We start from the raw sequence: 23,249 nt of genomic DNA, 5'->3' as shown, positions 1-23,249 counted from the left end.
GAATCGGAGAAGCCTGGGTGATGGATCGCTTGGGTTTTGCTGGCCGGCAAGGGGGGCGGTACCTCGCATGAAGCGGGGGTGCGCCGGGTATGCAGTAGAGCGTCTATTACCGGCCTTGCTGCCGTTCTGCTCGTCGCAGTCCCGGTCCCGGCGGATTGCCCGCCGCGCGGTGCGGTCGAAGAGTTCCTTAAAAGGTCACGTTTCCGGGGCTGGGGCCGGCCGGGGCCGGCCGCCAGCCGGTGCCGCTATAATCGGCACCCGTTTCCCCTCCGCGGTCCTTTGCGCATGTTCGAGTCCCTTACCCAACGTCTCTCCGGCACCATGGAGCGCCTGCGCGGCCGCGGCCGCCTGACCGAGGAGAACATCCGCGAAGCCACCCGCGAAGTGCGCATCGCGCTGCTCGAGGCCGACGTGGCGCTGCCGGTGGTGCAGGCGCTGATCGAGCGCATCAAGGTGCGCGCAGTCGGTCAGGAAGTGCTCAAGTCGCTGACCCCGGGCCAGGCGCTGATCAAGGTGGTGCGCGACGAGCTCACCGCCGTCATGGGCGCGGCCGCCACCGACCTCAACCTCAACGTGCCGGCGCCGGCGATCGTGCTGATGGCCGGTCTGCAGGGCGCAGGCAAGACCACCACGGTCGGCAAGCTCGCCAAGCACCTGAAGGAAAAGCGCAAGAAGAAGGTCATGGTGGTCTCGGCCGACGTCTACCGCCCGGCCGCGATCGAGCAGCTCAAGACCCTGGCCGAACAGGTGGGCGTGCTGTTCTTCGCCTCCGACGCCTCGCAGAAGCCGGTGGACATCGTGCGCGCGGCCATCTCCGATGCGAAGAAGTCGTTCGTCGACGTGTTGCTGGTCGATACCGCCGGCCGCCTGGCGATCGATCAGGCGATGATGGACGAGATCAAGGCGCTGCACGCCGCGGTCAACCCCACCGAAACCCTGTTCGTGGTCGATGCGATGACCGGCCAGGACGCGGCCAACACCGCCAAGGCGTTCGGCGAGGCGCTGCCGCTGACCGGCGTGGTGCTGACCAAGACCGACGGCGACGCGCGCGGCGGCGCGGCACTGAGCGTGCGCTACATCACCGGCAAGCCGATCAAGTTCGTCGGTACCGGCGAAAAGACCGACGGGCTGGACGTGTTCCATCCCGATCGCGTCGCCAGCCGCATCCTGGACATGGGGGACGTGCTGTCGCTGGTGGAGCAGGTCGAGCACAGCGTCGATCAGGAAAAGGCCGCCAAACTGGCCGCCAAGGTCGCCAAGGGCAAGAAGTTCGACCTCAACGACATGAAGGAACAGCTCGAGCAGATGCAGAACATGGGCGGCATCCATGGGCTGATGGACAAGCTGCCGGGCATGGGCCAGATCCCGGATAACGTCAAGCAGCAGGTCACCGGCAAGGAAGTGCCGCGCATGATCGCCATCATCAATTCGATGACCAAGAAAGAGCGCCGCAACCCCGCGCTGCTCAACGGCTCGCGCCGCGCCCGCATCGCCCGCGGCTCGGGCATGCAGCCGGCCGACGTCAACAAGCTGATGAAGCAGTACCAGCAGATGGAAAAGATGATGGGCAAGCTGGCCGGCGGCGGCATGAAGGGCCTGATGCGCAACATGAAGGGCATGATGGGCGCCATGGGCGGCCGCGGCGGCATGCCGTTCCGCTGAGCAACCTGCGTACGCCGCGCTGCGAAGACATTCGCAGGCGCAGTGCGTGCATCTTGCGCTGGCCCTTGTGCTGGCGTGGCAGACCACTTCAAGGTAGACGGGCGCGGCAGGTGCCCGTGCCCGTGCCGGCATCAGCGTTTCTCCATCGCGGTTACCATGCGCAATCTCATGGTGTGCGAAGTGATTGATGACCAGGTTTTCCAACGTCGATGCCTTCCAGCAGCGCTTTGGGCTGCGCTTGCCGATCCTGCTCAGTCCCATGGCCGGCGCCTGCCCGGTGCCGTTGTCGGCGGCGGTTGCCAACGCCGGTGGCATGGGCGCGATGGGTGCGGTGTTATCGCAGCCGCACGAAATCGTGGCGTGGATGGCGGCATTCCGTGAGGCCAGCGCAGGGCCTGCGCAGATCAATCTTTGGATTCCCGACCCGGCACCTGCACGCGATGCGGCCACCGAGGCGCGGCTGCGCGCGTTTCTTGCGCAGTGGGGGCCACCGGTGGCGGAGACAGCGGGCGATGCGACACCTGCCGATTTCGATGCGCAATTGGATGCCTTGCTCGCTGCGCGGCCAGCAGTTGCCTCATCGATCATGGGTGTCTTTCGGCCCGATCAGGTGGAGCGTCTCAAGAATGCCGGGATCGCCTGGTTCGCCTGCGCGACCACCTTGGACGAAGCCCTTGCGGCGCAGGCAGCAGGCGCCGATGCAGTGGTTGCGCAAGGGGCCGAGGCCGGGGGTCATCGCGGTGCGTTCGAGGCCGGCCGCGCAGCGCAGCAGATGACCGGGCTGTTGGCGCTGTTGCCGCGTCTGGTCGATCGTCTCGATGTCCCGGTCATCGCGGCCGGCGGCATCGCCGATGCGCGCGGCATCGCGGCAGCGCTGACCTTGGGGCAAGCGCGGTACAGATCGGCACCGGCTTGCTACGCACGCCCGAAGCTGCATTGCCGAGCGCCTGGGCCGACGCGTTATCTCAGGCAGAGCCGGAGCACACCCAGCCAACCCGTGCATTCTCGGGCCGGTTGGGGCGCGCGCTGACCACAGCGTATGTCAGTGCAGCAAGCGCTGCAGACGCACCGCCACCCGCGCCGTACCCGGTGCAGCGCGGGCTCACCGCGCCGATGCGCCAGGCGGCCGCGCGCGATAACCGTCTGGATGCGATGCAGGCCTGGGCCGGCCAATCCGCCTGGATGGCGCCTGCACAGCCGGCTGCGCATGTCGTGACGCAGTGGTGGGAACAGGCGCAGGCGCTGTTGTGCCGTTGATCTTCTGCAATGGCATGGCCGCCACCGCGCAGCAGCTCAGTGCCGCGGCGTTGAACAATTACGGCCACTTCACCACGCTGCAGGTGCGCAACAACGCTGCGCTTGGGCTGGACCTGCATCTGCAACGGCTGCAGCACGACAGCGCAGCCCTGTTTGGTGCTGCCGTCGATATTGAGGCCATCCGCGCGCAGTTGCGGGCCGCACTGTCGGTTGCCGGCAGTGCCGATGCGAGCGTGCGCATCACGGTGTTTTCGCAGGATTTCGACCTGCGCGATCCAGCGCGCGTCGTTGCACTGGATGTGTTGATCGCGCTCTCGCCCGCTGCGCAGATGCCAGCAACTGCTGTGCGCGCGCAGCCGGCCTGCTACGTGCGCGAGCAGCCGCTGTTAAAGCACGTCGGCACCTTTGCGCTGCTGCAACTGCGCCGTCAGGCAATGCTTGCCGGGTTCGACGACGCGCTGCTGATCGATCCGCAAGGCCGGCTAGTGGAGGGGGCATTCTGGAATCTGGGCCTGTGGCAGCAGGGCAGGGTCGTGTGGCCACGGGGGCCGGCCTTGCCCGGCACCCGGCAGCGGCTGCTGCAGGCCGGGCTGCAAGCGATTGGCATCGAGCAGGACACGCGCCCCGTCACGCTGGACGAACTCCACGGATTCGATGGCGGCTTCAGCTGCAATGCGCGTGGGCAACAGGCGTTGGCGGCGGTCGGGTCTGTGCAGTGGCCGGACGCCGCCGCCCAGCTGGCAATTCTGGAGCAGGCCCTGCAAACCCAGGCCTGGCAAGCGATCTGAGCGGTTCAGGGGTGACTTGGCTTCGCCGCCGGAGCCCGCTATAATCGTCGGCTTACCGCGCCACTCTGGCGACTGGGCAACTCAGGAAAACAACACCATGGTCAAGATCCGACTGACCCGCGGCGGCGCCAAGAAGCGTCCGTTCTACCACATCATCGTGACCGACGTGCGCAGCGCGCGCGACGGCCGCAACATCGAGCGCCTGGGTTACTACAACCCGGTTGCCCAGGGCGCAGAACCGCGCATCGTGCTGGACGTCGCACGCGTCGACCATTGGGTCGGCAACGGCGCGCAGCTGACCGACAAGGTGCGTAACCTGTATCGCGAAGCCAAGTCTCAGGCCGCTGCGGCCTGATCTTGAGGGCCGGGTGTTGCCACCTGGCCTAGAGTCGACGCAGATGAAGCAGACCGAGCGCCGCATCCTGTTAGGCAGGATTGTCGGCGCTTTTGGTGTCAAGGGTGAGCTGAAGCTCGAATCCTGGACCGAGCCACGAACCGCCATCTTCCGGTACCAGCCGTGGATCGTGCGCGCGCCATCCGGACAGGAGTCGGTGGTCAGCGGCGTGCGTGGGCGCGATCAGGGCAAGAATCTGATTGCGGTGTTCCCCGGCGTCACCGACCGCGACACGGTCGAAGCCATGCACGGGACTGAAATCTATGTCGCGCGCAGTGCGTTGCCGCCGCCCAAGCCCGACGAATATTACTGGGTGGACCTGGAAGAGTTGCAGGTGGAAACCGTCGAAGGCGTCAAGCTGGGCACGGTCTCGCACCTGTTCTCCACCGGCTCCAACGACGTGGTGGTGGTGCGTGGCGATCGCGAGCGGATGATTCCGTTTGTGTTCCCGGATTTCGTCAAGTCGGTCGACTTCGACGCCAACCTGATCGTGGTGGACTGGGATCCGGATTTCTGATCAAAGCGGTGCTTCGGCGCTGCGCTTGACTCTACCCATTCCCCAATTCGACTCCCGATTCTCCAGTGCGCATCGACGTCATCAGCCTATTCCCCGAGTTCATCGCGCAATGCGCGGCGTTCGGCGTGGTCGGGCGTGCGCAGGAGCGCGGCTTGTTGGAATTGCAGGGCTGGAATCCGCGCGAGCACGCGCAGGGCAACTATCGCCGCGTGGACGACCGTCCGTTCGGTGGCGGGCCTGGCATGGTGATGCTGATCGAGCCGTTGCGGGCCTGTCTGGAGACGGTGCAGGCCGCAGATACGCGGCCAGCGCCCGTGATCTACCTCAGCCCGCAGGGGCGTCCGCTCACGCAGGCGCTCGCACGCGAGTTGGCGCAGTTGCCGCGCATGGTGTTGTTGTGCGGCCGCTATGAAGGCGTGGACGAGCGCTTTCTGGCGCAGGCGGTGGAGATGGAAATCTCCATCGGCGATTACGTATTGTCCGGCGGTGAATTGGGTGCTGCAGTGCTGGTGGACGTGGTGGCGCGGTTGCAGGACGGCGTATTGAACGATGCCGAATCTGCCGCCCAGGACAGTTTTGAAGGCCCGCAAGGCCTGCTCGATTGCCCCCATTACAGCCATCCGGCGACCCATGCATGGGGCGATGTGCCCGATGTATTGCGTTCGGGCAACCATGCGGCAATTGCGCGCTGGCGCCGGAAGCAATCGCTGGGCCGGACCTGGCTGCGCCGCCCGGACCTGCTCGACGAGGCGGGGCTGGAGAAGAACGATCGCCGTCTGCTGGACGAGTTTCGCCGCGAACTCGCCCCGGACGACGAGAAATAAAGGGCTCACCCCTAGCTCTTGCAAGATTGATTGGGGTACAATATGCGGCTTGCTGGCCAGCCTTGCGTCTGGCCCTCCTACGAACCTCGAGCAATCGCCGTGCGGCGACTGCCGGTCCAATATCACCAGACACGCGGTGCCCACCATGAGCAAACTCAACAAGACCATCCTGGCTGACTTCGAAGCCGCCCAGATCCAGCGCAAGCTGCCGGAATTCAACCAGGGCGACACCGTTGTGGTGAACGTCAAGGTTAAGGAAGGCAACCGCGAGCGCGTGCAGGCCTATGAGGGCGTGGTGATCGGGACCAAGAATGCCGGCCTGAACTCCTCCTTCACCGTGCGCAAGATCTCGCACGGCTTCGGCGTCGAGCGCGTGTTCCAGACCCACAGCGCCATCATCGACTCGGTCGAAGTGAAGCGTCGCGGTAAGGTGCGCGCCGGTAAGCTGTACTACCTGCGTGGTCTGGAAGGCAAGGCTGCCCGCATCAAGGAAGATCTGGCCGCCGCTGCGCAGGCCAAGGCCGCTCGCCAGGCTGCTGCCAAGGTCGAGTAAGCCACATTGGCGGGCCTGTCCCGCCACTGCCAAACAGCCGCCTTCGGGCGGCTGTTTGCGTTTGTGGGAATGGTTTGTGGGAATGCCTGTCCGGTTGCGGCATCCACGCATGATGCACACTGCGCCTTGCGGGAATTCTTCAGCAACCCCGTGTTCTCGATCGCGGGTGGTCGAGATATGGAGGCTGGCTACCCTGATCTCATGACGGTTCCAAGCGCGTGTGCTCGGGATGGCTGCGGACCCGGCGGTACGCTGCCGCAAACGTAACTAACGCTGCGGTGTCCGCGATACTTGCTGCCCGCCTGGTGCGTCGGTGAGCGGGGCCGGGTCGGCGACCGGTGAGGCCGGATGCGCGGGTACTTCCGCTGCAGCCGCAAGCTCCGACGGATGCGTGGGTGCGGTCAGCATGCGCGCCTTGCGCCAGCCGCCCCAACGGTAATACGCCAGCGACAGCAGCATCGAACAGGCCGAACTGATCGGAAAGCTCCACCACACCGCATCGGCGCCCAGATGCGGCAGCAGCGCGTTGGCCAACGGCACGCGCACGCCCCACAGCGAAAACGCCAGGATCAACAACGGCGGAATCACCGCACCGGTGGCGCGCACCACACCCGAGACCACGAAGCTGACACCGAACAGCAGGAACGACCAGATCGCGATGTGGTTGAGGTGCCGCGCAACCTCCAGCGTGGCGCTGCCTTCGGGCAGGAACAGGGCCAGGGTCCAGCGATCGAACAGGATCAGCAGCACGATCAGCAGGCCCGTCATCAGGAAATTGGCAGCGATGCCGGTACGTGCGACCGCATCCACGCGTGGCCACAGGCCGGCGCCCACATTCTGCGCGGCCATCGACGAACAAGCGGCGCCCACCGCCATGGCCGGCATCTGCACATAGTTCCATAGCTGCAATCCTGCGCCGAATGCCGCAGCGGTTTCGGTGCCGAAGCCATTGACCAGCGACAACATGGCGATCATCGACAGCGAGATCATCACCATCTGCAGGCCCATCGGCACGCCTTTGACGATCAACGCGCGCAGGATGGCTGGGTCGATGCGAAACAGGCGCAAGTCGCTCCGGCCCAGCCACAAGACATGGCGTTTGTTGCGCAGATACACCAGCAACCCGGCCAGTGCGACGACCTGCGCGATCAATGTGGCCCAGGCCGCACCGGCAATGCCCAATGCCGGAAACGGGCCGATGCCGAACAACAGCAGCGGGTTGAACACGATATCCAGCAGCACCGACAGCAACAGGAAACGGAACGGCGTGCGCGCATCGCCGGTGCCGCGCAAGGCCGCCGACAGGAAGGCGAACAGATACAGCGTGGGCATCGCCAGGAAGATCACCCGCAGATAGTCTTCGGCCAGCGTTTGCGAGGCGGCGGGCGTGCCCATGGCGGTCAGCAGATGCGGCGCCAGGTACCAGCCGAGCACGGCAATCACGGCCGACAGCCCGCCGAAGAAGCTTGCGCTGGTGCCCATCACCTTGCGCGCCTGGGCGATATCGCGTGCGCCCATCGCCTGGCCGATCAGGATGGTCGAAGCCATGCCGATGCCGAACACCGAGCCGATCAGGAAGAACATGATGCTGTTGGCATTGGCCGCCGCGGTCAGCGCTTCTTCGCCGAGATAGCGGCCGATCCAGATCGCGTTGATCGAGCCGTTGAGCGACTGGGCGATGTTGCCGGCCATGATCGGCAGCGCGAACAACAGCAGGTTCTTGCCGATCGGGCCTTCGGTCAGGACAGCGGATTTGGGCATCGCAGTCGTATCGTCGCGCAGAAGGTGCGCACACTAGCATTGCCCAGGTGAGCCCGGATGCAGCGCACTTGCGGCGAGGCGGCGTGGGGCGCGCTGATCGTGGAGCACGCTGCGCATTTTGTCTGGCGGCGGCATGCGAAGTTGCCGCAGGCTTGCGCCCGCATAGGCAACGCGGCAGGTGCAGCCTGGCGAGGATGGGGGAGTGCGCGTCGGCTGGGGCGCAGCCAGGTCGGACGTGTTCGACAGTTGGCCTGCTGATGCGCCGGCCGATCGCTGCATCGCGGTTGGATTCCTATTGGTGCGCCCGTTCGTCTAAGACCCGAATGCAGGATCGCTATGCTGCCCAAGGCAGCAAGGACGCAAAGCCCACTATGCTGTCGCGATGGTGATCCGTGCGACCCGTTTGCTGCATCTGCTCGACGCCCTGCGCGGACGGCGTCGGCCCGTGGCCGGTGCCCAGCTCGCCACTGCGCTGGGCGTCAGCCTGCGTACGCTGTATCGCGATATCGGCACCTTGCGCGCGCAGGGCGCCGACATCCTCGGCGATCCCGGCGTCGGCTATGTGTTGCGTCCAGGCTTCCTGCTGCCGGCACTGAATTTCACCGAGGACGAACTGGAGGCCTTGACCCTGGGCGCGCGCTGGGTGGCGCGCCAGGCCGATCCGGAACTGGCACAGGCGGCGCAGCGTGCGGTAGCGCGCATCACCGCCACGCTGCCCGGCAACCTGCGCGCATCGATCGAGACCAGCGGGCTGCTGGTGCCTGCGGCCGATGCCGCGCAACCGCCCGCACCGTGGCTGCCGATCCTGCGTCGCGGCATCCGGCTCGAACACGTGCTGCGGATGGACTATGCCGATGCCGAAGGCGCTGCCTCGCAACGGCGGGTCTGGCCGTTCGCGATGGCCTTTCTCGGCGGCTACGGCATGATCGCCGCGTGGTGCGAACTGCGCGGCGATTTCCGCCATTTCCGCGCCGACCGGGTGCTGGCCCTGACCGACGATGGCGAACGCTATCCCTCGCGCCGGCATCTGCTGATCAAGCGCTGGCGCGCGGCGACCGGCTACGGAGCCGACTGCTGACAGCACCTGTCAGCAGGGCAGGACCAGACTGCAGGCTGTCCACCAGGAAAGTCTGCTCATGTCCACCGAGATCGTGCTCTACACCCACCCGTTGTCACGCGGCCGTGTCGCCCGCTGGATGCTGGAGGAAACCGGCCTGCCGTACCAGGCAGTCATCCTCGACTACGGCACTACGATGAAGGCGCCGGACTATCTGGCGATCAATCCGATGGGCAAGGTGCCGGCGCTGCGCCATGGCGAGGCGGTCGTCACCGAGAACGCGGCGATCTGTGCCTACCTGGCCGACCTGGTGCCGGAGCGGCACCTGGCGCCGCCGCCGGGATCGCCGGCGCGCGCCGATTATTACCGCTGGCTGTTTTTCCTGGCCGGCCCAGTGGAGGCGCTGCTGACCGCGAAGCAAAGCGGCGTGCTGGCACCGGCACGCAGCGCCGGCTACGGCCACGAAGCGGACCTTCTGCAGACCCTGGAACAGGCCATCGCGGGCCGCGAATACCTGGCCGGCGCGTGCTTCAGCGCGGCCGACCTGTACATGGCGGCGGTGGTGGGTTTCTACACGCGTACCGGCATGCTGGAGCCGCGGCCTGCGTTTACTGCCTTCGCGCAACGGCATGCCGCCCGACCTGCGGCAGTGCGTGCCAACGCTGCCGACGATGCGTTGATTGCGGCGCATCCGAACCCGGACATGCCGCGCACCGTGGACACGACGAACACCTAGCGGTGGCGACGGTCCACTGGCGGTGGTGCCCTGCGGTGCGGACCAGGACGCACCTGGTTCTGCCCGCTTGAGTTCCGCAGTCGTTGCCCAAACATCGGGTGTGGCGCACACCATGTTGCCGAAGGCGCCGGCAAGCGAGCCGGCGTTTGCGCAAGATCGCAGCGCTTGCACGCATGCAAGGCGTGCTGCGCGAGCCAACGCACGACACGAGACCGCGAGACGAATGAATCTAGAGCTGGAACAGGCGATGACGGTCAGGCTGGATGTCTGGCTGTGGGCAGCGCGCTTTTTCAAGACGCGTAGCCTGGCCAAGAATGCAGTGGAGACCGGCAAGGTCGACGTGGCCGGCCAGCGTCCCAAGCCGTCGCGTGCGCTGCGCAGCGGCGAACGACTGCGTATCGACCGCGGCGGCGAAATCTTCGAGATCACCGTTGCCGCGCTCAGCGATGTGCGCGGCCCGGCCCCGGTCGCACAGGCGCTCTACATCGAAACCGACACTTCGCGCGAGGCCCGCGTGCAATGGCGCCTGCAGCGCGCGGCCGAGCGCACCGGTTACCGTGCGCCCGAGGGTAAACCGGACAAGCGTGCGCGCCGCCTGATCACGGCATTGGGCGATATCGACGCGTTGTAGCGCGCTGTCGGCGCAGGCTGTCATGCAATCGACCCGCAAATGCGAACGCCCCGGCGATTCGGGGCGTTTGCATTAGGTGGCACACGCATCTGCGTGTTGGCAGGTGCGTGAGAGTGAGCACGCTCAGGCCAGATCGAAACGATCCAGCTGCATCACCTTGGTCCAGGCGGCAACGAAGTCGTGCACGAACTTCTCCTGCGCATCGGCGCTGGCGTAGACCTCGGCCACCGCACGCAGGATGGAGTTGGAGCCGAACACCAGGTCCACGCGCGTACCGGTCCAGCGAAGTTCGCCGGTGCTGCGGTCGCGGCCTTCGTACTCGTCCTTCGCCTCCGAGGTGGCCTTCCACTCGGTGCGCATGTCGAGCAGGTTGGCGAAGAAGTCGTTGCTCAACACACCGGGACGGCTGGTGAACACACCATGCTTCGAGTCGCCGACATTGGCGCCTAGCACGCGCAGGCCGCCGACCAGCACGGTCAACTCCGGCGCGGTGAGGGTGAGCAGCTGGGCCTTGTCGATCAACAGCGCTTCGGCCGGCACTGCGTAGCGACGCTTGGCGAAGTTGCGGAAGCCATCGGCCACCGGTTCGAGCACGGCGAAGGATTCCACATCGGTCTGTTGCTGCGACGCATCGGTACGGCCGGGTGCGAACGGCACGGTGACCTGGTGGCCGGCGGCTTGCGCTGCATGTTCCACTGCGGCGTTACCGGCCAGCACGATCAGGTCGGCCAGCGAGATCTTCTTGCCACCCGATTGCGCAGCGTTGAAGTCGGCCTGGATGCGTTCCAGCGTCGCGAGCACCTTGGCCAGTTGCTCGGGCTGATTGGCCTGCCAATCCTTCTGCGGGGCCAGGCGGATGCGCGCACCGTTGGCGCCGCCACGCTTGTCCGAGCCGCGGAACGTGGTGGCCGACGCCCACGCAGTGGACACCAGGTGCGCCACGCTCAGACCCGAGGCCAGAATGGTCTGCTTGAGCGCGGCGGCGTCCTGCGCATCGACCAGTGGGTGATCGACCGCCGGCACCGGGTCCTGCCACACCAACTCTTCAGCAGGCACGTCAGCGCCCAGGTAGCGCGAGCGCGGGCCCATGTCGCGGTGGGTGAGCTTGAACCAGGCGCGTGCGAAGGCATCGGCGAATTGTTCGGGATGCTGCTGGAAACGCCGCGAGATGGCTTCGTACGCCGGGTCGAAGCGCAGCGCCAGATCGGTGGTCAGCATCGTCGGGCGATGCTTCCTGGAGGCGTCGTGTGCATCGGGAATGATGGCGTCGGCGTTCTTGGCCACCCATTGGTGCGCGCCGGCCGGGCTCTTGCTCAGCTCCCACTCGAAACCGAACAGATGGTCGAAGTAATCGTTGCTCCACTGCGCCGGCGTGGTGGTCCAGGTGACTTCCAGGCCGCTGGTGATGGTGTCGGCGCCCTTGCCGCTTCCGTAGCGGTTATGCCAGCCCAAGCCCTGGCTTTCCAGCTCGCCGGCTTCGGGTTCGGCACCCACGTTGTCGGCCGGGCCGGCACCGTGGGTCTTGCCGAAGGTGTGGCCGCCGGCGATCAGCGCCACGGTCTCTTCATCGTTCATGGCCATGCGCGCGAAGGTGTCGCGGATGTCGCGCGCGGAGGCGATCGGGTCGGGGTTGCCGTCCGGGCCTTCCGGATTGACGTAGATCAGGCCCATCTGCACGGCGGCCAGCGGGTTTTCCAGGTCGCGGGTATGCGGCACCTGGCTGTCGTCGTCCTTCACCAGCACCCCGTGCGCTTCGTCCACGCCCGGCGAACCGCGCGAGTAGCGGTCGTCGCCACCCAGCCACTTGGTTTCGCGACCCCAGTACAGGTCCTGATCCGGCTCCCAGGTGTCTTCGCGGCCACCGGCAAAACCGAAGGTCTTCAAGCCCATCGATTCCAGCGCGACGTTGCCGGTGAGAATCATCAGGTCGGCCCAGGAAATGGCCTGGCCGTACTTCTGCTTGATCGGCCACAGCAGGCGACGCGCCTTGTCCAGGCTGACGTTGTCCGGCCAGCTGTTGAGCGGGGCGAAGCGTTGCTGCCCACGTCCGCCACCGCCACGTCCATCGCCGATGCGATAGGTGCCGGCGCTATGCCAGGCCATGCGCACGAACAGCGGGCCGTAATGGCCGAAGTCGGCCGGCCACCAGTCCTGCGAATCGGTCATCAACGCATGCAGGTCCCGCTTGAGCGCCTGCAGGTCCAGGCGCTTGAATGCGTCGGCATAGTTGAACGACTGGCCCAGCGGGTTGGATTTGCTCGAATGCTGGCTGAGCAGATCCACGCGCAGCTGCTTGGGCCACCAATCGCGATTGGTGGTTCCGGTACCGACGACGGCGTGGTTGAACGGGCACTTTGCTTCGGTGGTCATGGCAATACCTGTGTGCGGGAGCACTTGGGGAGCTGCGTGCCGAAGGTTGCAGACACGTGCTGTTGGAGTCGAAGTGGCGGACGGGGTTTAAGGCTGGGTCATCGGGATTGCGGAAGGTACGAGCGATACCGGTCTGACGTGGCCGCCGCGTTCGTCGATGCTAGCGCCTGCCTGGAAGGCCCGGAACAGGTCGACCGGGAGCGGACGGAGATCGCAAGGACACGCATCAGGCGGACTCATCATGGTGGTGTCTGGACACGATAAGGAGCATCGATCATTTGGTGAATTCGAATTATTCAACCATATCGATAGCGTGCCACTATGGATAGCACGCCGGTGCCCGACCGGCGTGCCGCACGCCCATTGCATGGGGGTTGCAGGCCGTCATCCGCATCTGCAACAGAGGACGCCGCCCGGTTGGCCTGCTGGCTCAGCGTTTGCCGAACAGGCTGCCGCCCAGCTTCATGACGTCGCCCATGCCCAGCTGCCCGTCGCCGTCCTGGTCCAGCACGCTGGTCAGTAACCCGCCGGCGTCGGGATGGCTGCGCACCTGCTGATGTTCCTGTGCCAGCGCAGGCCCGAGCTGGCTGCTGGCTGTGGCATCGCCGCCCAGAAAGCGCTTGGCCAGATATGCCATCACGATCGGGGCAAGCAACTGCAACAACTGACTGGCCTTGCTGGTCTCCAGCCCGGTGGCCTGGCCCAGGCCGGCAGCGGCCTGCGGCGCCTTGTCGCCGAACAGATGGCCGACAATGCCGGCACCGTTGCCCTGCGCACCGGTGGCCGAGCCGCCCAACAACGAGCCGAGCAAGCTGCCCAGGTCCGGGCTGGCGGCATGGTCGCGTTGCAGTGCGCCCAGCAACGCGTCGGTGCCACCGGCCTGCTGGCTATTGCGGCCCAGCGCACCCATCAGCAACGGCAGCGCGGCCTGCACTGCCGACTGCGCCTGCTCAGGCGCAATGCCCAGGCGGCCGGCGAGTTGCTGCAGCTGCGGGCCCTGCAATTGCGCGGCAAGTTGATCGGTCAACGAAGCGGACATGGTCATCGGAAGGTTTCCTGTCTGGCGAAGCGTTGCGGCAGGGTGCGCCCGTCGCGCCGACAGATCAATCCGGCGGCAAGCACACGCCGCGCGTTACGCACGGCGCGATGCAGGACATCGCAATCACGCAACCATGCCTCGACGGCTTCCAAATTCTGCTAACAAACCTCCGCAAAACAGCATCAAGCCGATCACCAATTCCCGCATGGCAAAGCATCCGCACGCGCAGCAAACGTCAGCCATGCAGCCCCGCTCCTACGAATCCCAAATCCCGACTCCCCAATCCCGGCACCTCAAAGCAACGCCTTCAACCGATACAGCGCCTCCAGCGCCTGCTTGGGAGTGAGCTCATCCGGGTCCAGCGCCTGCAAGGCTTCCTGTGCAGCGGAGGAGGGTGCGGTGAACAGCCCGAACTGTTGTGGCGCATCCAGCGCGGTGGGTGCCATCTGCGCGCTGTGGCTTTCGCCGCCGCGTTGTTCCAGTTCCACTAGCCGCCGCCGCGCCTGCGTCACCGCCGCCTTGGGCAGGCCGGCCAGCGCCGCCACCTGCAGGCCGAAACTGCGATTGGCCGGGCCATCTTTCACTGCATGCATGAACACCAGACGCTCGCCATGTTCGACCGCATCCAGATGCACGTTGGCGATGCCGCTGGCGCCACCGGCATGCGATTCGTCGGCCAGTGCGGTGAGCTCGAAATAATGCGTGGCAAACAGCGTGTAGCAGCGGTTGGTATGCGCCAGATGGCGCGCGACGGCATCGGCCAGTGCCAGGCCATCGTAGGTGGAGGTGCCGCGGCCGATCTCGTCCATCAGCACCAACGATTGCGGCGTGGCGTGATGCAGAATGTAGCTGGTTTCTGCCATTTCCACCATGAAGGTGGATTGCCCGCGCGCCAGGTCGTCGCCGGCGCCGATGCGGGTGAGGATGCGGTCGATCGGCCCGATCACCGCACGGCTGGCCGGCACATAGCTGCCGATATGCGCCAACAACACGATCAGCGCGTTCTGCCGCATGTAGGTCGATTTACCGCCCATGTTCGGGCCGGTGATCACCAGCATGCGGCGATCGCTGTGCAGGTCCAGATCGTTGGGCTCGAATGGTTGCTCGCGTACCGCCTCCACGACCGGGTGACGGCCGCGCTCGATGCGCAGGCACGGCGCATGATCGAGTTCCGGCTGCGACCAATCCAGCGCCTGCGCGCGTTCTGCAAAGCCGGCCAGGACATCCAGTTCGCTCAAGGCACCCGCGCAGCGCTTGAGACCTTCCAGCTCGGTGCCGAGTGCGTCGAGCAGACCTTCGTACAGCAGTTTTTCGCGCGATAGCGAACGCTCGCGCGCGGACAGCACCTTGTCTTCGAAACTCTTGAGTTCTTCGGTGATGTAGCGTTCGGCGTTGGTCAACGTCTGCCGGCGGCTGTAATGCAACGGGGCTTTCTCGGCCTGGCCCTTGCTGATCTCGATGTAGTAGCCGTGCACGCGGTTGTAGCCGACCTTGAGCGTGGCGATGCCGCTGCTGGCGCGCTCGCGTTGTTCCAGGTCGATCAGGAATTGATCTGCATTGGTGGATAGGCGGCGCAACTCATCCAGCTCGGCGTCGTAGCCGGTGGCGATGACGCCGCCGTCGCTGAGCTTGAGCGGCGGCGTCTCGGCAACTGCGCTGATCAACAGATGCGCGGTGGCATCGTGCTCGCCGAGTTCGGCATGCAGCGTCTGCAGGCGCGGCGAATCCAACGGTGCCAGGATCGTGCGCACCTTCGGCAACAGCGCCAGGCCATCGCGCAAGGTGGAAAAATCGCGCGGCCGCGCCGAGCGCAGCGCTACGCGGGTGAGGATGCGTTCCAGATCGCCGAGCGCACGGAAGGCTTCGCGCAGATCGGCATCGGCACCTGCATCGATCAGCGTGCCGACCGCATGGTGGCGCTGCAACAGCACATCGCGCAGGCGCAGCGGACGGTGCAGCCAGCGCCGTAGCAGACGCCCACCCATCGGCGTGACGGTGCTGTCCAGCACGCCGAGCAAGGTGTTGCGCGTATCGCCATCCACACGCGTGTCCAGCTCCAGATGCCGGCGCGTGGCCGCGTTCATCGAGATGGCCTCGCTGGCCACTTCCATCGCGATCGAGGTCAGATGCGGCAGGCGCTGTTTCTGGGTCTCTTCGACATAGCCCAGCAGCGCGCCGGCGGCGGCCGTGGCGCAGGGTTTGTCGTCGATGCCGAAGCCGGACAGATCGTGCAGTTTGAAGAACGCCAGCAGCTGTCGGCGCCCGCTGTCGGCATCGAATAACCACGGCGGCCGGCGCCGCACGCCGGTCCGTCCGCGCAGGAAGTCCGGCCAGTTGTCTTCGTCGGGCACCAATAGCTCGGCCGGTTCCAGGCGCGCGATTTCCGCTTCCAGCGCATCGGCGCTGTCCACTTCGTTGACCAAGAAGCGCCCGCCGGCCAGATCGGCCCAGGCCAGGCCGTAGCCGTGTTTGCTGCGCGAAATCGCCATCAACAGCGTGTCGCGGCGCTCGTCCAGCAGTGCCTCGTCGGTGACCGTGCCCGGCGTGACGATGCGCACCACCTTGCGCTCGACCAGCCCCTTGGCCAGCGCTGGGTCGCCGATCTGCTCGCAGATCGCCACCGACTCGCCCAGTGCCACCAAGCGTGCCAGGTAGCCTTCGTACGCATGCACCGGCACCCCGGCCATGGGAATCGGCGCACCGCCGGAGCTACCGCGCTGGGTCAGGGTGATGTCGAGCAGCCGCGCGGCCTTGCGCGCGTCGTCGTAGAACAGCTCGTAGAAATCGCCCATGCGGAAGAACAGCAGCAGGTCGGGGTAATCCGATTTGGCTGCGAAGAACTGCTTCATCAGCGGCGTGTGCTCGACGGCTCCGCTGGCGTTCTTGTTTTTTTCTTTTGTATCAGTGCTTTGCAAGAAATATTCTTCCGGGATGTGGCAGTCAATCAGGGGCGATTTCGACGATTCGCGATGCCTTGTAGCACGGCGATTGCGACGACCCTCTCAGCGGGACGAAATCCGTGTCGCGGCCAGACGGACGGGGAGCTGAAGTCATACAGCATGTGGTGAGGGACCATGAACCGCCCGCGTCAGCGCGGGCTCCAAGTTTAAGCCCACCCACCAAAAAATCCTTGGCAGTTCGGTATAGGGAAGGGCTGACATGCGTCTCAGTAGGCGATTGGCTGTCATGTCCAAGCGTCCGGGCGGAGAACGGAAGGCCGGCTGGCTTCTGGACGACAAGCGGAAGCCCTTGCCGGGGCCTGCTTCTACGTGGAAAAGCGGGCAACAACCTACGAATCGGTGCGTCGCCTCTAATCGGGCAGCGTCACCGTGATCAGCCTGGTACAGGCTCGTGTCGCAGCGCCGCAGCGGCTTGCGCTGATGCAAGAGCCGGCGACGATTTACCCATCAGCAAGTTTGGAACGCCAGCGAACAAGCTGAGGGCGGTCACAGTGATTCACCTGCGCGGGCAGCTTGGGGCGATTCGTCATTCGCATTGCCGCGCATCTGGCGCCCATCGCACACGGCTTCAGCGGGAGACTGCTAGCTTCGCTTGTCTGAAAAGCACTAATAACTTCGTCAGAATTATCTGATTGCAATGTAGGCCAAGCGCTCTAGTTCAAGGTTTTGCGAACCCGAACTCTTGCGCCGTCAACATCTTGGCATTGCCGAAGCCGTGGGCTGGGCCGCGTTAGCTCTCTGTAGCGCGTTGACAAGCCAATCCCTGTGCGCAACTTTCGTCTGCGCGAGAGCATTGGGGAATGACTGCTGTCGCGCTTCGCGCGCTCTCGAAACCTTCTACCTAGGGCTGGCCATTGCCTGCGTGAGCGAGCGCTGCTGCTTGCTGTGCGGAGCATTGGCCTGCCTATGGATACCGATGAGCTTCGTGCTGGCCTTGGTCAGTCGTCAACTTGGAAGATGCTATGGAATCGGGCAGGACCTCGCGTCAGATACGCGTGTTTGGATTGGCGCTGGCTGCTTTGGTTGGACTGTCGCCTGCACTGGGTGCGGCCGAGGATGTCTACGACGACTATGGCAAGTTGATCCAATCGGGCGCAGTGGTGAAGAGCCCCGGCGACAAGCTCTTCGGGGACAACATCAACCTCTATACGGGCTCAATGGAGATCGTCCAGACCGATGTGGATCTGAAGGGCAACAATGCTCTCCAAGTCCGTGTAGGTCGTCGGTTCACGGTGGGGAGCCCGACGAAGGGCCACTTCAAACTTTGGGATTTGGATATTCCCTACATGCATGGTGTCTTCGGCTTTCCGGGTGGGAACATCGCGCCCGATGGCTGGGTGGTCAACGGGACTAGGGACACGGCTTACAGCCGCTGTAGCCGTTATGAGGTTCCCCCCGCTTTTGAAAATCAAGGTGGCTACTTTGATCCTTCAGAGTTTTGGAGGGGAAGCTTTCTTTATCGACCAGGGAGCGGAGACCAAGAGCTTTTGCAGACCTCCTCTCAGGCGCTGCGGCCGAACGATGGCAGAACCTATCCCATCGTCTTGAAGGATGGTTCTGCCGTCCGCTGCCTGGCGTCCCTTGATGGCGCCAGTGAGTCAGGTGCTCGTGGCGAAGGGTTTGAACTGGTCGACACACAGGGCAGCGTGTATGCGTTCAACCACATGGTCTCGCGCTGGTATCCTCCCTTGAGCAAGTCTTCGCCTGTTCCCCAAGCCAATTCGGTGGGCACAGCATCTGCTGGCGGGGCGAGCATGACAACCGCAGGTATCGGGAACATTGTTCCCATGGTGGCCAACAATTACATTCTGGTTCGCAAAGAGGTCTTGATCTATCCAGCGCGAGTGACCGATCGCTTTGGCAACGCCGTGACCTACAACTGGAATCCTGGCGCCCCTTGGCAACTGCTAAGCATCGTTGCCAGTGACGGCCGTCGAATCGACTTGTCGTATGCCGGGGGAGACGGCAACACCATAACGTCAGTGACCACTGGCGGGCGAACATGGTCCTACGGCTACAGCGACACCGTGGACATGGTGACATTGCCTGACGGGAGTAGTTGGACGTTCGATTTGCTCGCTTTGTCGCGTGCACGTGTGACTTACGGCCAGCCGCCAGGCTGCGACAACATCCGCCCGTGGTCACGCACCAACGTGGTCGGAAGCATCACTGCGCCCACGGGCGCTCGTAGCGATTACACGGTCAACTCCATGCTCATGGGGCGGTCTTGGGTGCCAAGACTGTGCAATATCCAGGAAGCCTACTCAGAAATTCCCTACCAGTTCTACGTCATGGCCGTCACCAGTCGTCGGATCTCCGGCTCCGGGTTGCCCGCACAGGGACTCACGTGGACGTATGACTACGGCACGCCTAACAACTGCTGGCAGCCAAGCCCCTACCCAAATCCCAGCGACCCTGCCAAATACGTCGAGTGCAATGCCGGTTCCCCCATCACGCGGGACATCACGGTCAAAGATCCCGCGGGTCAGGCCACGCGCTACCGGTTTGGCAATCGCTACTGGTCCAACGAGGGTCTGCTTTTGCAACAGGACTTCGGATGGAACGGGTCGACGGCCAAGCGCACAAAAATGAGCGACTACGCAGCGTTCGATGCAGCACCTTACGCGGCGCGGACCATGTATCCAGCAGGCAGCTACGGGGACAATACCGTGGCTGCCAGGCAGCGGCCTGTGCGCCAAGTGATCACGATCGACAACGGCGACCAATTCGTTTGGCGCATTGCGGACTGCAATGGGCAGCCGTGCTTCGATGAGTTCGCGAGGCCAACGCGCACTGAGCGGTTTAGTCCTTGGCACAGCCGCACCGACGAAACCACGTATTACGACGAACGCGGCGCGTGGGTGTTGGGACAGACCGCCATGGCTCGGAACGTCAACACAGGCATCGCGACCTCTCAGATTGACTATGGCGCCAATGCGTTGCCTCAGACGGAATGGCGCAACGGGAAGTTGGTTGCAACCTATACCTACAATCCCGATGGGACCTTGGCCCAGGTTAAGGACGGCCTAGGAAATGCAACGACCCTGTCCGGTTGGAAGCGTGGCATTCCCCAGACGCTTACAAATGCCGATGGCACGGCCAAGTCCGCGTCGGTGGACGACAATGGGTGGATTCGTCAGACCACCGACGAGAATGGATTTGCGACCACGTATGGTTACGACGCGATGGGGCGGCTGAATGCCACGAACTACCCATCGGGCGACAGCACAGCGTGGAATTCGACCGCACAGGCGTTCGAGCGGGTGGGTAGCGACGAATATGGCATCGGCGCTGGCCACTGGCGCCAGACCGTGACTACTGGGAACGCCCAGAAAATTACTTACTTTGATGCGCTGTGGCAGCCGCTGTTGACGCGGGAATACGACGCGGCAAACTTGGCGGGAACGCTGCGGGCCAAGCGCTTTGCCTACGACCATGAGGGAAGGGTCGTCTTTGCGTCTTACCCGAGCAGCACCGAAGCGGCGAGCACTGGGATCTGGACCGAATTCGACGTGGTGGGTAGGCCCACAACGATATCCCAGGACAGCGAGCAGGGATTGCTGACCACGATCACGCAGTATCTGCCTGGCGCACAAACCCTAGTCACCAACCCGCGAGGTGCTCAGACGCGCACGGGTTACCAGGTGTTCGATCAACCGGTCTATGACGCACCTGTGTGGGTGCAGCTTCCCGAATCTGCCCGAACATCGATCACTCGGGACGTCTTTGGTAAGGCAATCACGATCGAGCGGGGTGCGCAATGACCGGTCGAAAGGAATCTTCGATAAGAGCGCCGGGAATAAATGTTTTTAGACAACAGAGCGGTAGGTTAAAAGTGCGCTGGACCATTGCCGCTCTGCTACTGCTCAGCGTCTTGGCTGGGCCGTCCGAAGCTGCACGGAAATGTCCTGATGGCTCGACCGCAGGATCGGCCAATGAGTGCCCTTCACCGGTCGAACCCAAAGAGAACGACTCCAAATACATCGGCACATCTGTCCCGACGACGATGGTCGTGGGACAGTCCTACTCTGTGAGCGTCACTTTCCAGAACACGGGTTGGAGGACGTGGACAGCGCAGGATGCATATCGCCTGGGAGTCTCTGGGTCGGCGGACAGCACAACCTGGGGAACTGGGCGCGTTGAACTGCCGTCCAGTGTGCGCTATGGCGATAATGTCACTTTCAACTTTACAGCACGTGCTCCGCTGTCTGCGGGCTCGACGTCGTTTCAGTGGCGAATGGTTAGAGATGGCGTTGCGTGGTTTGGTGGAAATGGCGCCCCTACCTACGTGAACGTTCTCCCATCCCTTATCAAAGGCAACATCGACAGCGTCACCTACGGTTCCATTTCAGGCTGGGCGTGCTCGACGAATCTGAATCGTTCTGTCGACGTGCACATGTATTTAGGCGGCCCCGCTGGCTCAGGCACCTTTGCCGCGGCTACCGCAGCTACGTTACCAAGTGATGCCGGCATCGCTAGCGCCTGTAGTGCTTCGGGCAGCAACTACCGATTCTCGTTCCCCATCGATGAGAACTTCATCATCCAGAACGGCGGTAAGGCCATTTATATCCATGGCCTGTCTCCGGTAGGAGCCTCAAACGACACCATTTCCGGATCGGGCGCAGTAGCCGTGCCTGCATCGGTGATCAAAGGGCGGATCGAGGGTATCCAAGACAACAAGGCGATTGTCGGCTGGGCGTGTTCTGCAGGACTACGCCGATCGATCGACGTCCATATGTATGCGGGCGGGCCCGCCGGCAGCGGCACGATTGCGGCCATCGCCAGTGCGAACCTTGCCAGCGAACCGGGCGTTGCCAGCGCTTGCTCATCGTCAGGAAGCAACTACCGCTTCTCAATTCCAGTTACCGAAGACCTGATTCGAAGCCAAGGCGGCAAGCCGTTCTATATCCATGGCATTTCTCCGGTCGGTCGGGACAACTCCCTCATTGATGGGTCGGGTGCACTCTCGATTCCTGCTATGCAGCGTAATGCTGCTTTCGTCTCTCAGAACATGCCTGCGCAGCTCCCAACCGGACGTTCTGTCACTGGGTCCGTGCGGTTCACGAACACGGGAAATGTCACTTGGCGCCAGGGGCAGGGCTATCGGGCTGTGTTGGTTGGCGATACGCGAGGATGGTCGCCAGGCGAAGTGCACCTGCCATCCGATGTTCCGCCTGGCGGAAGTGTGGACTTCAACTTCAGCCTCCGCGCCCCCCTTGGTGCGGGCGGCTACAACCTGCGTTGGCGAATGCGCGATGGTGCCGGTGATTTCGGTAATGAATCCAGCAACCAGGTCGTGCAGGTAGTGGCGCCGCCACCGGTGGCGCATGGCGTTGGCCTGGCGGCCCGTAGCTACGTCTACGATGCGAACCAGCAGCTGTGCAAAGTGATTGAGCCCGAGAGCGGGTCGACCGTCATGGCCTACGACGCGGATGGCAATCTGGCTTGGTCGGCCAGTGGCCTTGATCTTCCCAGCACGACCCGCTGCGACCTGGAAGCCGCGGCTGCCAGTGGCCGCCAGGTGGTGCGCACCTACGACACTCGCAATCGCCTCAAGACCCTGCGGTTCCCTGACAAGAATGGCAACCAGGACTGGTCCTACACGCCGGACGGCCTGCCTGCACAGGTCACGACATGGAACGATGCCGGTAGCTCATCTGTCGTCAATGCTTACAACTACAACAAACGTCGGATGCTGACATCCGAATCGTCTGGTCAAACCGGTTGGTATACCTGGTCCATCGGCTACGGCTATGACGCGAACGGAGCGTTGGCGAATCAGACGTATCCGACCGGCTTGGTCATCAGCTACACACCGAATGCATTAGGACAGCCGACTGCTGTCCGTGACCAGGCGGGGGGCAATTACGCTACGGGGATTGGCTACTACCCCAATGGAGCCGCGCGGCAGTTCACCTATGGCAATGGTGTGAGCCACTCACTCGTGCTCAACGGGCGTCAGATGCCCCAGCAGGTGCGGGACAACAACGTCGCTTCGTTCGAGTATCAATACGACGCCAATGGAAACGTCGGCGCCATCATCGATCAGCAGCGGGGGACGGGCTACAACCGCTACATGGGGTATGACGGGCTGGATCGCCTGATGGAGGCGGGCTCGGAGCGGTTCGGCGGCGATAACTGGAACCGCTACACCTATGACGTGTTGGACAACATCCTCACGGCCAAGCTTCCAGGTGTGCGAGAGAACAATTACTGGTATGACGCCAAGAACCGTTTGACCAATGTCCAGAACAATGCGGGCGCCACCACCGTTGGCCTGAGCTACGACCCGCAGGGCAACCTCAAGAACAAGAATGGCCAAGCCTACACGTTCGACTACGGAAACCGTCTGCGAGATGTCACCGGCAAGGAAAGCTATGCCTACGATGCCTACGGCCGCCGCACGATAGCTGGGCGCCCCACGACGCGAACCGTTCAGGTCTATACCCAGGCTGGCCAGTTGTTCTACACGGAGGCGTCGGGCAAGGGCAACACGGAATACGTCTATCTCAATGGAAGCTTGCTTGCCACCCGTAACTCAGGAACCATCAAATTCCAGTACACAGATGCGCTAGGCAGCCCTATCGCTGTGACGGACACGGCGGGGCAGGTCGTGGAGCGAACCGACTATCAGCCCTACGGCAGCCCCATCGGCAAGACAGTCGATGGCATCGGTTACACCGGGCACGCCATGGACGGG

Annotated in this window: 15 protein-coding genes and 1 pseudogene; 12 read left to right on the top strand and 4 right to left on the bottom strand. The window is 63.9% G+C overall.

All coding sequences use genetic code 11. The features are described from left to right. Positions 1-285: 285 nt before the first annotated feature. From ffh to rplS, 7 genes and pseudogenes are all read left to right on the top strand, one after another. Positions 286-1,662: a signal recognition particle protein gene (ffh, locus tag LN450_RS05370; RefSeq protein WP_008571118.1), complete on the top strand. Its 1,377-nt coding sequence runs from the start codon at positions 286-288 to the stop codon at positions 1,660-1,662. Between the two features lie 187 nt (positions 1,663-1,849). After that, positions 1,850-2,919: pseudogene (locus LN450_RS05365) on the top strand (NAD(P)H-dependent flavin oxidoreductase). Then, positions 2,910-3,707 (top strand): aminotransferase class IV family protein, encoded by a 798-nt coding sequence (locus tag LN450_RS05360; protein WP_008571120.1) that lies wholly within the window; start codon positions 2,910-2,912, stop codon positions 3,705-3,707. The pseudogene LN450_RS05365 and the gene LN450_RS05360 overlap by 10 nt, the downstream one beginning before the upstream one ends. Positions 3,708-3,804: 97 nt before the next feature. Then, positions 3,805-4,062: a 30S ribosomal protein S16 gene (gene rpsP, locus LN450_RS05355; RefSeq protein ID WP_003484223.1), complete on the top strand. Its 258-nt coding sequence runs from the start codon at positions 3,805-3,807 to the stop codon at positions 4,060-4,062. 43 nt (positions 4,063-4,105) lie between these two features. Beyond that, on the top strand, positions 4,106-4,618 hold the full coding sequence (gene rimM, locus LN450_RS05350; protein ID WP_008571121.1) for a ribosome maturation factor RimM: 513 nt from the start codon (positions 4,106-4,108) through the stop codon (positions 4,616-4,618). 65 nt (positions 4,619-4,683) lie between these two features. After that, positions 4,684-5,442, top strand: a complete 759-nt coding sequence (gene trmD / locus LN450_RS05345; RefSeq protein ID WP_008571122.1) for a tRNA (guanosine(37)-N1)-methyltransferase TrmD — start codon at positions 4,684-4,686, stop codon at positions 5,440-5,442. A gap of 145 nt (positions 5,443-5,587) precedes the next feature. After that, positions 5,588-5,995, top strand: a complete 408-nt coding sequence (rplS, locus tag LN450_RS05340) for a 50S ribosomal protein L19 (RefSeq protein ID WP_011346791.1) — start codon at positions 5,588-5,590, stop codon at positions 5,993-5,995. A gap of 267 nt (positions 5,996-6,262) precedes the next feature. Here the strand turns inward: rplS and LN450_RS05335 are convergent, their stop codons facing one another. Continuing rightward, positions 6,263-7,756, bottom strand: a complete 1,494-nt coding sequence (locus LN450_RS05335; RefSeq protein WP_039418312.1) for an MATE family efflux transporter — start codon at positions 7,754-7,756, stop codon at positions 6,263-6,265. Between the two features lie 382 nt (positions 7,757-8,138). Between LN450_RS05335 and LN450_RS05330 the strand changes: the two genes are divergently transcribed. The 3 genes from LN450_RS05330 to LN450_RS05320 all read left to right on the top strand — a co-directional run bounded on the left by LN450_RS05330 (position 8,139) and on the right by LN450_RS05320 (position 10,180). Next, the gene (locus tag LN450_RS05330; RefSeq protein WP_011346793.1) at positions 8,139-8,834 is read left to right on the top strand and encodes a helix-turn-helix transcriptional regulator; all 696 of its coding nucleotides are present in this window, start codon (positions 8,139-8,141) and stop codon (positions 8,832-8,834) included. A 58-nt stretch (positions 8,835-8,892) separates the two neighbouring features. Next, positions 8,893-9,549, top strand: a complete 657-nt coding sequence (locus tag LN450_RS05325; protein ID WP_011346794.1) for a glutathione S-transferase family protein — start codon at positions 8,893-8,895, stop codon at positions 9,547-9,549. 223 nt (positions 9,550-9,772) lie between these two features. Next, positions 9,773-10,180, top strand: coding sequence for an RNA-binding S4 domain-containing protein (locus tag LN450_RS05320; RefSeq protein ID WP_011346795.1), 408 nt, complete (start codon positions 9,773-9,775; stop codon positions 10,178-10,180). A gap of 123 nt (positions 10,181-10,303) precedes the next feature. Here LN450_RS05320 and katG read toward each other — a convergent pair whose 3' ends face one another. The 3 genes from katG to mutS all read right to left on the bottom strand — a co-directional run bounded on the left by katG (position 10,304) and on the right by mutS (position 16,438). Then, entirely contained in the window at positions 10,304-12,550 is a 2,247-nt protein-coding gene (gene katG, locus LN450_RS05315; protein ID WP_011346796.1) for a catalase/peroxidase HPI, read from the bottom strand. Positions 12,551-12,980: 430 nt separating this feature from the next. Continuing rightward, positions 12,981-13,595: a DUF937 domain-containing protein gene (locus LN450_RS05310; RefSeq protein WP_011346797.1), complete on the bottom strand. Its 615-nt coding sequence runs from the start codon at positions 13,593-13,595 to the stop codon at positions 12,981-12,983. A gap of 287 nt (positions 13,596-13,882) precedes the next feature. Next, positions 13,883-16,438, bottom strand: a complete 2,556-nt coding sequence (mutS, locus tag LN450_RS05305) for a DNA mismatch repair protein MutS (RefSeq protein ID WP_372499248.1) — start codon at positions 16,436-16,438, stop codon at positions 13,883-13,885. A 1,061-nt stretch (positions 16,439-17,499) separates the two neighbouring features. Here mutS and LN450_RS05300 point away from each other — a divergent pair. After that, on the top strand, positions 17,500-20,313 hold the full coding sequence (locus LN450_RS05300) for an RHS repeat protein (protein WP_039418316.1): 2,814 nt from the start codon (positions 17,500-17,502) through the stop codon (positions 20,311-20,313). 524 nt (positions 20,314-20,837) lie between these two features. Continuing rightward, positions 20,838-23,249: RHS repeat domain-containing protein (locus LN450_RS05295; RefSeq protein ID WP_228892347.1), on the top strand; the 2,412-nt coding region annotated here is incomplete at its 3' end.

The sequence above is a fragment of the Xanthomonas euvesicatoria pv. euvesicatoria genome, from assembly GCF_020880415.1.
GTDB classification, from domain to species: domain Bacteria; phylum Pseudomonadota; class Gammaproteobacteria; order Xanthomonadales; family Xanthomonadaceae; genus Xanthomonas; species Xanthomonas euvesicatoria.
This window is presented reverse-complemented; position numbering and strand designations above follow the sequence as displayed.

What these genes read in the sequence shown, in the direction of transcription:
- ffh (WP_008571118.1), top strand. Translation starts at nt 286, where the DNA reads ATGTTCGAGTCCCTTACCCAACGTCTCTCCGGCACCATGGAGCGCCTG.
- rpsP (WP_003484223.1), top strand. Translation starts at nt 3,805, where the DNA reads ATGGTCAAGATCCGACTGACCCGCGGCGGCGCCAAGAAGCGTCCGTTC.
- rimM (WP_008571121.1), top strand. Translation starts at nt 4,106, where the DNA reads ATGAAGCAGACCGAGCGCCGCATCCTGTTAGGCAGGATTGTCGGCGCT.
- rplS (WP_011346791.1), top strand. Translation starts at nt 5,588, where the DNA reads ATGAGCAAACTCAACAAGACCATCCTGGCTGACTTCGAAGCCGCCCAG.
- LN450_RS05335 (WP_039418312.1), bottom strand. Translation starts at nt 7,756, where the DNA reads ATGCCCAAATCCGCTGTCCTGACCGAAGGCCCGATCGGCAAGAACCTG.
- LN450_RS05330 (WP_011346793.1), top strand. Translation starts at nt 8,139, where the DNA reads ATGGTGATCCGTGCGACCCGTTTGCTGCATCTGCTCGACGCCCTGCGC.
- LN450_RS05325 (WP_011346794.1), top strand. Translation starts at nt 8,893, where the DNA reads ATGTCCACCGAGATCGTGCTCTACACCCACCCGTTGTCACGCGGCCGT.
- LN450_RS05320 (WP_011346795.1), top strand. Translation starts at nt 9,773, where the DNA reads ATGAATCTAGAGCTGGAACAGGCGATGACGGTCAGGCTGGATGTCTGG.
- katG (WP_011346796.1), bottom strand. Translation starts at nt 12,550, where the DNA reads ATGACCACCGAAGCAAAGTGCCCGTTCAACCACGCCGTCGTCGGTACC.
- LN450_RS05310 (WP_011346797.1), bottom strand. Translation starts at nt 13,595, where the DNA reads ATGACCATGTCCGCTTCGTTGACCGATCAACTTGCCGCGCAATTGCAG.
- mutS (WP_372499248.1), bottom strand. Translation starts at nt 16,438, where the DNA reads ATGAAGCAGTTCTTCGCAGCCAAATCGGATTACCCCGACCTGCTGCTG.